Origin of the sequence: Bacillus kalamii (assembly GCF_047238185.1) — a bacterium.
Classification (GTDB): domain Bacteria; phylum Bacillota; class Bacilli; order Bacillales; family DSM-1321; genus Bacillus_AD.
Window position 1 is genome coordinate 2,795,485 of the sequence record NZ_JBDFMI010000001.1, and the last position, 13,887, is coordinate 2,809,371.

Consider the following 13,887-nt stretch of genomic DNA (forward strand, 5'->3'; position numbering starts at 1 on the left):
GTCTTAGATAGTAATGTGACCTGTAGCTAATTGATAAATCGCAAAGATGGCCAATATCACGAATGCGATTGCGATAACTAATTCGACAGTTGTAAAAATCTTCTTCGCTTTATTTTCTTTTCGTGCCATCCAGAATACAACAATACCTAGTGCATAGATGATCATTGTCAGCAGCAAGTAATCCATACCGGCAGCTATGACTAGCCATATTCCGTAAATGCTTGCGACAAAGCCAATGATGATGTTGCGCATTCTATCTGATTCTTTAGACTTAAGGCTATACTTCGCTTGGTATAGCGCAGAGAATACATATGGCACCAAAATAGCAGATGACGCTAAAGAGAACGCAAATTCATATGCTTCTTCCGTAACAAGGAATGTTAATAGGAAAACTTGGATCAATCCATTTGTAAGCCACATTGAGTTTGATGCCGCTTCATTTTTATTCAATTTACCGAACCATTTTGGGAACACCTTATCCTTCGCTGCAAGCATCGGAATTTCAGCCGCCAACATAGTCCAGCCCAACCAAGCGCCAAGGACAGCTACGATGATGCCAGCATTGATGACAACAGCTCCCCATTTGCCGACAACATGCTCAAGAATGTAACCCATGGACGGATTATCCAAAGCAGCGATTTCTTCCTGGCTCATAACACCTAATGATAGAAGTGTCACCAAGATGTAAATCAAGATGGTTCCTAAAAGACCCATTACAGTTGCTTTACCGATATCAGAACGGTTTTTTGCACGTGTAGAGAATACAACCGCTCCTTCAATACCGATGAACACCCATAATGTGACAAGCATCGTACTTTTTACCTGAGCTCCAACTCCGCTCCAAGAGAATGAATCAAGATTTCCCAAGAAACCTAATGAAAACTCTTTAATGTGGAACGCGAAGATCATGACTACGATGAACAATAGCAGCGGAACCATTTTTGCGATTGTTACAACCGCATTGATAATAGTCGCTGAATGGACACCTTGCAGAACCAGCCAATGGACGCCCCATAGCAGGACACTCGCTCCGATAATAGAGGCAACATTTTGTCCGCCTTCGAATACCGGGAAGAAATAACCGATTGATGAAAATAGCAATGTTCCGTATGCAACGTTCCCTAAGAACGCCGATACCCAGTAGCCCCAAGCGGAGTTGAACCCCATGAATTCACCAAAACCAGCGCGGGCATAACTGTAAACCCCACCTTCAAGGTCTGGCCGTTTCATTGTTAGGTTTTGGAAGCAAAGTCCCAAGGTAACCATACCGATTGCTGTAATGACCCAGCCGATGATAATGGCTAAACCGCCGGCGCCGGATGCCATATCCTTCGGAAGGTTAAATACCCCTCCGCCGATCATTGAGCCGATTACAAGCGCTGTAAGTGAAAACAGACCAACTTTCTTTTGTTCTGTACCTTCCATGTTTGTAACACCCTCTTTATTGTTTTCTGTAGAAAATAATAGCTTTTTCAATTACACAATATAAAAATGCTTTTATATGTAGGAACAAAGGGCGGTGGATGAAATCATCCGCCGCCGATTATTTCTATATCCTAATGAAGATTATTTCATTTCTCCAAGAGTGGCTGCAATGACTGCTTTGATTGTGTGCATACGGTTTTCAGCTTGATCGAATACTCGGGAGTACTCGCTGCGGAACACTTCATCCGTAACTTCCATTTCCGTTAAGCCCCATTTTTCAGCTACGTTTTTACCGTAAGTAGTGTTTGTATCATGGAAAGCAGGCAGGCAGTGAAGGAATAATACATCTTCTTTGCCTGTTTTCTTGATCATGTCCATGTTCACTTGGTAAGGAGACAATGTTTTAACGCGCTCTTCGAATTTATCTTCTTCACCCATAGATACCCATACGTCTGTGTAAAGAACATCAGCGCCAGCAACTGCTTTATCGATGTCATCTGTTACCATGACAGAACCGACACCGTGTTCCTTAACGATGCTTTCAGCCAAATCCACCACTGATTGCTCAGGGAATAGAGAGGAAGGAGCACATACGCGAATATTCATGCCGGCTTTAGCTCCGGATACCAATAAAGAGTTCGCCATATTATTGCGTCCATCGCCAACGTACACGAATGTGATACCTTCAAGGCGGTTGAATTTTTCTTTAACTGTAAGGAAATCGGCAAGCATTTGTGTTGGATGCCATTGGTCAGTAAGACCATTCCAAACCGGCACACCGGAATACTTAGCTAGATCTTCAACAGCTTGTTGGGAGAAACCACGGAATTCAATTCCGTCGAACATACGGCCCAGAACTTTTGCTGTATCTTCGACCGATTCTTTCTTTCCAAGTTGAATGTCATCTTTACCCAAGAATTCAGGAGCTGCACCAAGATCATTGGCCGCTACTGTGAAGGCACAGCGTGTGCGAGTAGATGATTTTTCAAATAACAAAGCAATGTTTTTGCCTTCGCAATAACGGTGTTGTTCGCCACGTTTCTTCATTGCTTTCAATTCTTCTGCAAGGTCGATCAAATATAAGAATTCATCTTTTGTAAAATCCTTGATTGCTAGGAAGCTGCGGCCTTTAAATTCTTTTCTCAATTCCATGATTAGATTCCCTCCAAATTGTATATAAGAAAAGCTAAGTCCACCCTGGGCTATGCGGCCCTCCATTCGGAGAATCCGCACAACTGAGGGTGTGAAGCTATATCATACGTTTTTCTCACTATTTAAATCAGATATCTTTACGCACAAGCGGCATGCTCATGCAACGTGGGCCCCCACGGCCACGGGACAATTCCGAAGAAATGACCTCAATTACTTTTAGGCCATGAGAACGCAATAAGTCGTTAGATACATTGTTACGGTCATATGTAACAACTGTTCCTGGCGCAATAGCCAACGTATTTGATCCATCATTCCATTGTTCACGGGCAGCAATGATTTCATCTCCGCCTCCGCAAGGAATCAAGTCAAGTTCTGATACATTCAATGTTTCTTTCAAGACGTTTTTAAGGTCACGTCGATGTGTGAACTTCAATTCGCCTTCTTCTTTTCCTTTTTCAATGATGTAAACATTCAATTCTCCATCTGAATTTTGGATACCAGGATGGATTGTGAATTGATCATAGTTAACCATTGTGAATACTGTATCCAAGTGCATGAATGCACGTGTTTCAGGAATTTCAATTGCCAGTACCCGTTCAATTTTTTCTTGGCGTGCAAATAAGCTAAGTGCCAATTTTTCGATTGAACGAGAGTCCGTACGTTGGGAAACTCCAACAGCAATCGCTTTTTCATTAAGAACCAATTCGTCCCCGCCTTCAATAGAGAATGAATTGCTTCTATCCAGCCAAACTGGGATATCATGTCCAGCAAAACGTGGATGATGCTTAATGATATATTGCATGAATAGAGATTCTCTTCTGCGGGCAGGCTGGTTCATTTTATTGATCGTTAAACCGTTGCCGATTGTAGCTGCAGGGTCACGGGTGAAATATAGGTTTGGCATCGGATCCATATAAAATGGATATTGATTCTCCATCATTTCATGAAGATGTTTGCGTTTTGTCTCAGGCACTTCGATTTTACGGATACCTGCCATGATTTTATCAACCAAATCCTGGTTATTGAACGTCAGCAAGTATTCACGAAGAGTTCCTGCAGATCCGTTTGTTGTTTGCTTAGACTCTGCAAGGATATCATCTATAAAAGATTCACGAAGTCCTTCTTTTTCCAATGTCTCTGACATTAGTTTCTCTAAGTAAAGCACTTCGATATTTTGATCGCGAAGAGCTTGAGCAAAGTAATCATGCTCTTTTTGAACAATTGGCAGGTACGGAATATCATCGAATAGTAGACGTGTAAGATATTCTGGTGTTAAATTTTCCAGTTCTTTTCCTGGTCTTTTTAATAGGACCGTTTGTAGCTCCCCAATTTCAGATGTAACATGAAGGGGTGTTGTCATTGCGAAAACCTCCTCTAATGTCTGTGCTGCTTTGCTTTTGCTTACCTTGTAACGCTTACATGTTTATCTTAAAGGATTCAAAAACAGCCGCTGTCAGACATTTGTCGTTCTGTTTGTGGAATATTTCACATTGTTAGTTAATTTTATTCATATTATTGCATTAATATTGAAAATTCAAGTATAAAATTGCATTTTATAAGCAAAGACCACATGTATATGAATGTATATTATTTATTATAAAAAAATAAAATTTTTTTATAATTCCTACAACCTCTTGTGTTTTTGATGATAAAATACTCTAAACAAAACAATTATTCTGAATATTCATGCGTGTTTTTATACAATATCACTTCCTATTCATCCACTTGCTCCATATTAGAAATAATGAGAGATACACAAAATGGGCCTCCTGCTTCGGTAGTATCCTTTAAGGGTAACCTTCATCTTCTATACCCAACAGATGCAGATGGATGTAATAGGCAACAATATTAGCTTTTTCCTATAAAGAAGGCGTTTACCATGAGTTTTGGTTGCCAGTGGAGTAGTATAGATGATGGATCCATATTCTAGATTAAGGAGGGTATACATATGGAGCATTGTTCAGAGTGCATTGATGGAAAAGTGATAGATGAGCGCCATCCGGAATATGAAAATTTGGACCGGGAACTAGTCCGCCTTATTGACAGCGGCCAATTCTCATACAGTTCTGCCTTTAAGAGAGCAATCAGATTATATCCCGCCGTTATGGACTGTCCGGATTGCGGCGGTACAGGCCAATTGGCCAAATAGCGAAGAATAGATGTACCTATTTTGATAGTCTGGTCAAAGTAAAAGGCAAGAATGCTAAAGTGCCTGCATTCTTGCCTTCTTGATTCTTTTCTTATTGGCCATCAAAAGTGCCGTCAGTCTTTTCAATAATATAAGCAACATCAGGTACTCCAGATAAAAACCGGGTTGCCTCTCCAGCAGCCACCAAATACAACTCATGCATAGCCCTAGTGCACGCAGTATAAAAAAGGTTTCGTTCCAGTTCATCATTATATGCCGAGTCAGATGCATCATAAATAATCACTGCATCAAATTCAATGCCTTTCGCTAAATAGGCTGGCAAGATCAAAATCCCTTTCTTAAATGAATATGTAGAGCGGGTCATCAATTGTACGCCCTCCATCTGCTTCAAGTTTTCGTAGGCAATGCGGCTTTCTTCTTCTGTTTTGCAGATGACGGCAATGGTCTGATAGTTGCAGTCAATGAAATGGCGGATCCTATTTAATACGATTTGATCCCTTTCTCCATCTTTAGGCAATTGCACCACCACTGGTTTTTTCCCTTCCCTGTTGAATGGTTCTATCTCTTCTCCCCCAAATACAAGGTGTTTGGTAAAGTCAACAATCGGCATTGTCGAACGGTAGCTTTTGGTCAATGTAATTTTTTCATAAGATCCTTCATGATATAAGTCCGTAGACAATAAGGTAGCATTATTCATTGAATGCGCATAAATGGCTTGATTATAATCCCCTAGGATAGTCATTTTGCTATAAGGGAACATCCTTCTGAATAATTCTAATTGAAATGGCGTGTAATCTTGCGCCTCATCAACAAACAAATGACGGATGGACGTATAAACCTTTTTTCCTTCAAGCAGATCTTTCAAATAGATAAAACCTGTTACATCCTCATAAGGAAGAACCTTGCGCTTTATTTCCCCCGCACTCCGCGAAACAGCCTGAGACCATGAACTATCATTGATTCCCCTATGCCCGGCTTCTGTTAGCAGTTGCAGATACAGCGCTTTGATTTGGATAAATTTCAACAGCTTAATCGCCTTTTTCAATTTTTTGAAATGGGAGCTGACTACCTTTTCCGCAAGCTTCATTCTTTCACGATCATAATCATACATATCGTCGGTATCTTTATCTTGTTCAGCCGTCAAATCGCGGTATACTTCTGTATAGTCCTCTTTGTCGAGAAGTTCAATTTCATCCATCACCCAGTCTTTTTCTATCTCAAGCTTTTCCTGTTGATTCAGCTGCAGAAATAGCCATTTCTTGACTGCCTCTATCCGGTTCGGAATAGATGCAATGCCGTCAAGAGAATAAAAATAGTTTTTTATTGCTTGAGCAGAAATGATGGTTTCCCCTCTGAATGAGATCGATTTGAAAAGCATTCCTTCATTTAATAATCGGGAAGCATAAGCATCTATGTCATTCTTAAAATCCAAACCTGATTTATAATATATCGCTTCCATACGAGATGGATAATAAGGATCTTTTTTTTGGGTCAGTGCATACTCCATTCCGGAAAACGGATCTTCCAGTTTAAATTCCTTCCCCACTATCCTTTCCACGAATTCTTGATACGTAGTCTGTTGCATATTCTCCTCCCCCAAGTCGGGAAGAACCGACGAAACATAGCTGTTGAACAACGGATTTGGCGAGAACAAAAGAATATGATCCGCCTCCAGCTCATTCAAATGCTTATACAATAAAAAAGCGACACGCTGTAAAGCTACCGATGTCTTTCCGCTGCCCGCTACTCCTTGCACAATTAAATAGCGGTCCTTATCATTACGGATAATCGCATTCTGTTCTTTTTGGATTGTAGCGACAATACTTTTCATTTGATTGCTGGCCGCATTTCCCAACACTTCCTTCAACAAATCGTCCCCTATGGTCGTGCCTGTATCAAACATACCGGTCATCTTTCCATGTCGGATGATAAATTGCCTCTTCAATTCCAGTTCTCCTTCTATTATTCCATCCATTGTCATATAAGAAGCACGTCCGGGAGAGAAGTCATAATACATACTTGAAATGGGGGCCCGCCAATCATAGATCAGAAATTCCTCTTCATTCGCATCCATTAAAGAAGCAGTTCCCAAATAGACCGTTTCAGGGGCTTTTTCTCCATCTTCCAAAAAATCGATCCGACCAAAATATGGAGATTCTTTCAAGCGTGTCAGTGCTTTCGCTTGCTTATACAATAATCCATGCGTTCTTTCTCTTTCTGCAAGCATTTCTGATTGTTGCTTTATACTGGCCATTGTTTCGATCATATCATCAGGTTGGTCCACATTAACCGTTACATCTTCCCAGAAATCCTTTCTGATAGACACTACATCTTTCTTTAAATGTGCTGTTTTGCCGGACATTCCTTCCAATGTGCCTTCAATTACTTCTACTACTTCAGCTAACCGCTGTTCTTCATATTTTCGCTCATTTGTCATCAAGATCACTCCAATAATAAGATTTGACAATCCTATATCACTTGATGTATAATTAAGATAGGCTAATTTTAATCTATTTTAATTATACATTGCTAACTTTCATCATATCACATGGATTCAATACATTCAACCTATCAAACTGCCTGAGCCCGTTGTTCAGGCTTATTTTATTTTCAAGGAGAAGATATAATGGAACATAAAACAAGAAGCAACCTCTCGCCTGGCATGGAGGTCGAAATAGTATTAAAGAAAGATCAGCGCACAGGAAAATTGACGCGCGGAACAATTAAACGGCTGCTTACCAATTCGGCCACACACCCGCATGGCATTAAAGTGGAATTGACAGACGGACAAGTCGGCAGAGTCCAACATATTATTAAAGAAGATTGACAAAAAGCTACTTCCTATCCAGAAGTAGCTTTTCTATCGTTATACACTCTGAACTTTCTTCTCCAGCGCTAACAAGTATTCTTTAATGTTCAATCCCCCGCCGTAACCGACCAATTTGCCATTCGCTCCGATCACACGATGGCACGGAATAAAAATAGGGATTGGATTGCGGTTATTCGCTAGCCCTACTGCCCGGCATGCTTTTGGATTGCCGATTACCTCGGCAATCTCACCATAAGTGCACGTTTTCCCATAAGGAATATCACACAAACCAGCCCACACGCTTTGCATAAATTCTGTACCTTTGGCATCCAATGGCAAATCAAAATCCCTTCTTTTGCCCGACAAGTATTCAGCCAATTGTTCGCCAGCACGCTTCAACAAAGGAGTCTCCTCTTCGATCGCCTTTTCATCTGCAAGGACTTTCTCTCCATCAAAATAAACATGCGTAATTGCCTGACCATTCTCTTCAATTCCTATTTTCCCAAGTTCACAATCATAAAAATACAGATACTTCATATCATCATCCCCTTTCCCAAAATAAAAAACCAATCATACGTTCCCTTTCATTTCTTCTATTATACCCGACCTGATAGTCAACCGTCTATTTCCATTTGATTCCCAACATACTTAATGAGCATATTAACAGATTTTATCCTAGTTAACCGATATGATTAAGATAAAGAATCATTTGAAAGGTGGTTTTACTATGAAGGTTGTTCAAAATATTGCCGATTTAATCGGCGAGACACCTGTATTACAGTTAAAAAAGGTAGTTCCAGAAGGTGCAGCTGACGTTTTCGTTAAGCTAGAAATGTTCAATCCTTCCGGAAGCGTGAAAGACCGGGCAGCTTACAGTATGCTTATTGCTGCAGAAGAAAAAGGTTTGATCCATCCTGGTTCGACCATTATCGAGCCAACAAGCGGCAATACAGGCATCGGGCTTGCTATGAATGCCGCCGCCCGTGGATATCGTGCCATTTTTGTGATGCCGGATAATATGACTAAAGAAAGAATCAATTTATTGAAGGCGTACGGTGCCGAGGTAGTGTTGACACCATTTTCAAAAAGAATGCCCGGAGCCATAGAAAAAGCACAGGAATTGCATAATCAAATCCCTGGAAGTTTTATTCCCCAGCAATTTGAAAATGAAGCGAATCCTGATATCCACCGCCATACGACAGCTCCGGAAATTTATCGGCAAATGGATGGAAAATTAGATGCGTTCGTAGCCACTGCAGGCACAGGAGGTACGGTTACCGGAACTGGCGAAAAACTTAAGGAACTATTGCCCGATATCTATATCGGTGTAGTAGAACCAGCAGGATCTCCTGTATTATCAGGCGGCCAGCCCGGTCCGCATAAATTAGTCGGCACCAGCCCTGGATTTGTCCCTTCCATCCTCAATACGGATGTATACGATGAGATCATTCAAGTTAAAGATGACGATGCAGTAGATTTATTCAGACGATTGCCAAAAGAAGAAGGCATTTTCGTCGGCCCATCATCTGCAGCTGCAGTGTACGGCGCCATTCAAATCGCCAAAAAAATCGGCAAAGGAAAACGGGTTTTATGCATCGCTCCAGATTCAGGAGAACGTTATTTGAGCATGAACCTCATCTAAATATAAACAGGAGCCTGGTTCCGCTCGGAACCAGGCTCCCTTATTTCTGAATGATATCCCTTAGGCGGCTGCCTGTTGTTTTTTTGTTTTGGCATAATAAATCTGGAACAAAATCAATGCAACAACGGACAGTATCGCACCTGAAACATACGGCAAGCCGATGGATATTGAAAATAGCCAGCCTCCAAGCGGCGGTCCGATGATACGCCCAAATGAATCAAAAGAGGACAATAAACCAGTCACCTTTCCGTGGCCTGTGTTCGAACTCTTTGTCAAAAGCGATGAAATAGCTGGACGGATTACGCCGTTGCCCATCGCAAAGATAGTCAAGAACAAAGCTGATGTCCAAAAGTTGGTTGAAAGAAGAATGAGCAGGAAACCTACAGCAGAAACAGCGGTACCAATTCTGATGACAGCACCTTCACCCAGTTTCTTAGTTAATACCCCAACCAGCCCTCCTTGGACAATCGCACTCCCTACCCCCATGATCATAAAGATATACCCTAAGCTGACGGTATCGATTCCCGCCTTCTTTGCTGCAAAATAAGCAAATGTCGCTTCTAGGCCAGCCATGGACAAAGTAACAAATAATTGTAAAAGATACATAATAACCAATGGGCCTTTAAATGACTTCCACATAGATTCTTTATTAGCTGCATGATGTGATCTTTTTTCTGCAGGAAGAGATTCCTTCAGAATAATCATAACTAGAACTAACGTAATCAAAGCGGAAATACCGGCAATATAAAACGGAATGTTTAAATTGGCTTTCGAGAAAACGCCACCGATGGCAGGCCCGAAAATGAATCCCAATCCGGTTGCCGCACCAATGATCCCCATACCCTTGCTGCGGTCTTCATGAGTGGTTATATCCGCCACATAAGCCATTGCGGTCGGCATATTCGCAGAAGACAAAATGCCGCCGACGATCCGCGCCACAAATAGCATCCACAAAGAATTGGACATAGCCATCAGAAAAAAGGAAACGGCCAACCCGGCGATTCCGATCATCATGACCGGCTTACGGCCAATCCGGTCAGATACACGCCCCCAAACCGGCGCAAAAAACAACTGCATTAATGAATATACAGCCATCAGAAGGCCAAGCTCAGTTGGGCTCCCACCCACCTTTTCAGCTAAAAACGGCAATACCGGAATAATGATGCCAAAACCGACCATAACCAAAAACATGACCAAGAATAGCACAGGCAATACTTTTTTTGTACTCATCGTCATAGCTTCCTTTCCATTCAGTTTATAAAGTTTATTCTGCACATAATAGGTTCAATGCTAATTAGTTTTATTTCAATTAGTCAAACTTGACTATATACAAATTATAGCACATGTCGCTTTATAATCAACTAGAATGTTTGTAGGTATTCTGTTGCCTATTTTCTCTAGCCATTTTACCTTTTTCGCCAAATTTCCAGACAATAAAAACGCAAGAATGCTATCGAATCAGCATTCTTGCGTTTATCTTCTAAATATTCAATTACGAAGCCATACATTTTTAACACCTTAAATCTACAAAGAGATATTTTTTATAATAAACCTATTAAATCTGGCCAAATCGGCACATTATTATGGGGTCCATTAATAGAAATTAATATAATGCCCATAGTAACAATCGAAGTAACCAACTTCCACTTTTTCATTCTCATTCAAACTACCTCCTAATTATTATTATATTAATATGTCCAAGACACGAAAGTAATAAAGGTATTAGTTCATTGAAAATTCTCTAAATAAAACGAAGGAGATGTAATTTTTTTATCGTTAAAAATCATTTCCTTTAATTGCAGCCAGTAACTTAATATGTGTTTAACTTTCCTATTTTCGTATTTTTGCAAAAAGGAAATAGCCTTGGATGTATATAATAAAGCTTCTTCTTTTTTACCCTCAATAATTAAAAGATTGACAATATTACTTGTTGTTGCCGAATAATGGTCAGGTCTTACACAATTTAAACAATCAAGGCTATATCTGTAATATTCGATTGCTTTAGAATATTGATCTTGAATACAGTATAAATAACCAAAATTATGCAAAATCATACTCATAATCTTCTTATTGCTATACAATTCCGCATCTCTCAATAGCTTTGTATAAATACGCTCGGCTTCTCGGAATTGTTTTTGCTTAGTAAGGTTGATAGCAATTATTAAGTTGGTATCCATAATCCGTAGAAAATTATGATCTTTTTCAAATCGTTTTAGTGCGGTATGAGAATAATGCATAGCTAACGTTGAATGTTGAAGTTGACTATATATAAGTGCTTTATGGTAGTCGAACTCAGGAGAAATTACCTCGAATTCCAAACCAAGACCTTGGCTTATGTCCAACTCGCCGAGAGCTTCTTCAAAATTCTTCCGTTTAATCAAGTATATGGCATGAAAATAATGGAGTAAATACCTTTCAAGTTGGGAAAATTTTTTAATCGATTTTATCATCCGGCTAATGCTTGCATCAGCTTTTTCTAAATTTCCAATAAAAAGATCGTATCTAATGCAGTACAGCTGATATAAATAAACAAGCTCTGTATACTGAATATACTCTTCTTCTGCTTTCAGCTTCGTATAGATACATTCCGCTTTTCTTTCATTCAAGTGCATCATGCATAAATAGAATTCATCCAGTTCCTTCTTCAGCTCATTCGTTTTAGATTTTTCTGTTTCGACCTTTACCCCAAGCCTTTCGAATAAAAGCCGTAACGTTTCTGCACTTCCCTCTTTATATCCGTTTTCTATCTTACTTAAATGCGTGACGGAACATATCCCCGAACACAATGTTTCTTGCGTTTTGTTTTGGCGTTTTCGATGAAAATGAACTAATTTACCCAAGGCTTCCATAGGGCCACCCCTTGCTATATATAGATTCTATTTTCCCAATACCAAATATTTACTAGTGATTTTATACTCCATTATAAGAGGCATCCCTAATTTTTTCCACTTACTTTTTGACTAATCCTCGATTAAGTAAAAAAGAAAGGGGGGTATGGTTTACCACAAGTTGGCGGTATAAAAAAATTAGGAAACGGAGCTGAATGATTTGAAAGGGAAAATCGTAGCAAGTGTCGCACTCTCACTTGGCCTAGGTGTACTCGCTCTTCCGAACGCAAATGCATTAGCTGTCAACGATGCCGTACAAATCGAGAAATACAATACAGAAAGGGACTCCATGGAGTTTCTATCAGGAAATTTAAGCAATCCCTCCGACGCCAGTGCCGAATCTATCTTTTATTCCTTTATGGACCAGCAAAAAAATTATTATAAACTAGGTGAAAAAAGCGCCAAGGAGTCTTTTATAGTCCTAAAGAAGGATACAGATCCACTAGGAAATACAATACTGAAGCTGCAGCAGGTCTATGACGGTAAACCCGTATGGGGCTTTACACAATCCGCTGTCGTCAATAACAAAGGAGTCCTTACCGTTGTATCTGGGTCGGTAGCCTCCGACTTGGATAAGAAAATGGACAGCACCGTCTCCCAAAAAGAGATTTCTCCTTCAGAGGCAGTGAGCATCGCTGAAAAAGATCTTGGTTATACCCCGAACTACGAAAAGAAGCCTGAAAGCGAACAAGTCATCTATTCAGATAGCTCAAAGGCAGTCTCCGCCTATAAAGTAAATTTAAATTTTCTTGATCCGCAACCAGGCAATTACTACTACCTTATTTCCTCAAAGACTGGCGAAATTCTCAATAAATATAACTCTATCGATGAAGTTTCCGGAAGCAATGCTGTCGGAACCGGAAAAGGCGTCCTGAACAATACGGTTTCCTTGAATACGACCCTTTCAAGCGGCAAATATTATTTACAGGATAATACAAGGGGAAGCGGTGTCTTAACGTACAATGCCAATAACGGTACCAGCTCCGCCTCACTTTGGTCAGATGCAGATAATGTATTCAACGCATCTTATGATGCCCCGGCTGTGGATGCCCACAATTATGCCGGCACCGTCTATGATTTCTACAAGTCTGCCTTCAGCCGAAATTCATACGATGGCAACGGCGCTGCATTGAAATCGATCGTCCATTACAGCAAAAACTATAATAATGCATTCTGGAATGGTTCCCAGATGATCTATGGGGACGGAGACGGTTCCACTTTCATTCCTCTTTCAGGGGGGCTGGATGTTGTAGCCCACGAATTGACGCACGCCGTCACTTCTTCCGAATCAAACTTGATTTACCAAAATGAATCAGGGGCATTGAATGAAGCCATTTCCGATATTTTCGGCACAGTTATCGAATTCAAATATCAACCGACAAAATCAGACTATAATATCGGCGAAGACATATATACACCTTCTGTTGCAGGTGATGCCCTTCGGTCCATGTCCAGTCCAACTTTATATGGAGATCCCGATCACTACAGCAATAAATACACCGGAAGCTCCGATAATGGAGGCGTACACACAAATAGCGGCATCATCAATAAGGCAGCCTATCTGATTTCTGCCGGCGGTACCCACCATGGCGTATCAGTCAGCGGAATCGGCATTGAAAAGTTGGGAAAAATTTTCTATAGAGCCAATACGGTCTACCTTTCTTCAAACGCTACCTTCTCTCAAGCCAAAGCCGCCTGTATCCAATCGGCAAGTGACTTGTTCGGCTCTGCGAGTACCGAGAAAACAGCTGTCAGCAATGCATTTACGGCTGTAGGCATTAATTAAATCATCATAAATCAAGCTGCCTCTATCTGTTATGGA

At 40.6% G+C, this 13,887-nt stretch carries 11 protein-coding genes; 4 read left to right on the forward strand and 7 right to left on the reverse strand.

The window, feature by feature from the left end; all coding sequences use genetic code 11:
• Positions 1 to 3 precede the first annotated feature (3 nt).
• From arcD to arcA, 3 genes are all read right to left on the reverse strand, one after another.
• Complete coding sequence (gene arcD / locus ABC357_RS13885) at positions 4 to 1,425, reverse strand: arginine-ornithine antiporter (protein ID WP_412888085.1); 1,422 nt, start codon at positions 1,423 to 1,425, stop codon at positions 4 to 6.
• Positions 1,426 to 1,566: 141 nt separating this feature from the next.
• A complete protein-coding gene (argF, locus tag ABC357_RS13890; protein WP_412888663.1) occupies positions 1,567 to 2,580 on the reverse strand; it encodes an ornithine carbamoyltransferase in 1,014 nt (337 codons plus the stop codon).
• Positions 2,581 to 2,704: 124 nt separating this feature from the next.
• Positions 2,705 to 3,937: an arginine deiminase gene (arcA, locus tag ABC357_RS13895; RefSeq protein ID WP_412888086.1), complete on the reverse strand. Its 1,233-nt coding sequence runs from the start codon at positions 3,935 to 3,937 to the stop codon at positions 2,705 to 2,707.
• A gap of 588 nt (positions 3,938 to 4,525) precedes the next feature.
• On the opposite strand from arcA, the gene ABC357_RS13900 reads away from it, so the two are divergent.
• Positions 4,526 to 4,726 (forward strand): hypothetical protein, encoded by a 201-nt coding sequence (locus ABC357_RS13900; protein WP_412888087.1) that lies wholly within the window; start codon positions 4,526 to 4,528, stop codon positions 4,724 to 4,726.
• A gap of 91 nt (positions 4,727 to 4,817) precedes the next feature.
• Here the strand turns inward: ABC357_RS13900 and helD are convergent, their stop codons facing one another.
• On the reverse strand, positions 4,818 to 7,163 hold the full coding sequence (gene helD / locus ABC357_RS13905; protein ID WP_412888088.1) for an RNA polymerase recycling motor HelD: 2,346 nt from the start codon (positions 7,161 to 7,163) through the stop codon (positions 4,818 to 4,820).
• A gap of 189 nt (positions 7,164 to 7,352) precedes the next feature.
• Here helD and ABC357_RS13910 point away from each other — a divergent pair, with 189 nt between their 5' ends.
• A complete protein-coding gene (locus ABC357_RS13910) occupies positions 7,353 to 7,553 on the forward strand; it encodes a YwbE family protein (protein WP_412888089.1) in 201 nt (66 codons plus the stop codon).
• A gap of 39 nt (positions 7,554 to 7,592) precedes the next feature.
• Here ABC357_RS13910 and ABC357_RS13915 read toward each other — a convergent pair whose 3' ends face one another.
• Positions 7,593 to 8,072: a methylated-DNA--[protein]-cysteine S-methyltransferase gene (locus tag ABC357_RS13915; protein WP_412888090.1), complete on the reverse strand. Its 480-nt coding sequence runs from the start codon at positions 8,070 to 8,072 to the stop codon at positions 7,593 to 7,595.
• Between the two features lie 190 nt (positions 8,073 to 8,262).
• Here ABC357_RS13915 and cysK point away from each other — a divergent pair, with 190 nt between their 5' ends.
• A complete protein-coding gene (gene cysK / locus ABC357_RS13920) occupies positions 8,263 to 9,177 on the forward strand; it encodes a cysteine synthase A (protein ID WP_412888091.1) in 915 nt (304 codons plus the stop codon).
• Between the two features lie 60 nt (positions 9,178 to 9,237).
• Here the strand turns inward: cysK and ABC357_RS13925 are convergent, their stop codons facing one another.
• Positions 9,238 to 10,407 (reverse strand): MFS transporter, encoded by a 1,170-nt coding sequence (locus ABC357_RS13925; protein ID WP_412888092.1) that lies wholly within the window; start codon positions 10,405 to 10,407, stop codon positions 9,238 to 9,240.
• Between the two features lie 497 nt (positions 10,408 to 10,904).
• A complete protein-coding gene (locus ABC357_RS13930; protein ID WP_412888093.1) occupies positions 10,905 to 12,026 on the reverse strand; it encodes a helix-turn-helix domain-containing protein in 1,122 nt (373 codons plus the stop codon).
• Between the two features lie 199 nt (positions 12,027 to 12,225).
• Here ABC357_RS13930 and ABC357_RS13935 point away from each other — a divergent pair, with 199 nt between their 5' ends.
• Positions 12,226 to 13,851 (forward strand): M4 family metallopeptidase, encoded by a 1,626-nt coding sequence (locus ABC357_RS13935; protein ID WP_412888094.1) that lies wholly within the window; start codon positions 12,226 to 12,228, stop codon positions 13,849 to 13,851.
• Positions 13,852 to 13,887: the final 36 nt, after the last annotated feature.

Coding starts and splice junctions, on each gene's coding strand:
- arcD (WP_412888085.1), bottom strand. CDS start 1,425: ATGGAAGGTACAGAACAAAAGAAAGTTGGTCTGTTTTCACTTACAGCG.
- arcA (WP_412888086.1), bottom strand. CDS start 3,937: ATGACAACACCCCTTCATGTTACATCTGAAATTGGGGAGCTACAAACG.
- ABC357_RS13900 (WP_412888087.1), top strand. CDS start 4,526: ATGGAGCATTGTTCAGAGTGCATTGATGGAAAAGTGATAGATGAGCGC.
- helD (WP_412888088.1), bottom strand. CDS start 7,163: ATGACAAATGAGCGAAAATATGAAGAACAGCGGTTAGCTGAAGTAGTA.
- ABC357_RS13910 (WP_412888089.1), top strand. CDS start 7,353: ATGGAACATAAAACAAGAAGCAACCTCTCGCCTGGCATGGAGGTCGAA.
- ABC357_RS13915 (WP_412888090.1), bottom strand. CDS start 8,072: ATGAAGTATCTGTATTTTTATGATTGTGAACTTGGGAAAATAGGAATT.
- cysK (WP_412888091.1), top strand. CDS start 8,263: ATGAAGGTTGTTCAAAATATTGCCGATTTAATCGGCGAGACACCTGTA.
- ABC357_RS13925 (WP_412888092.1), bottom strand. CDS start 10,407: ATGAGTACAAAAAAAGTATTGCCTGTGCTATTCTTGGTCATGTTTTTG.
- ABC357_RS13930 (WP_412888093.1), bottom strand. CDS start 12,026: ATGGAAGCCTTGGGTAAATTAGTTCATTTTCATCGAAAACGCCAAAAC.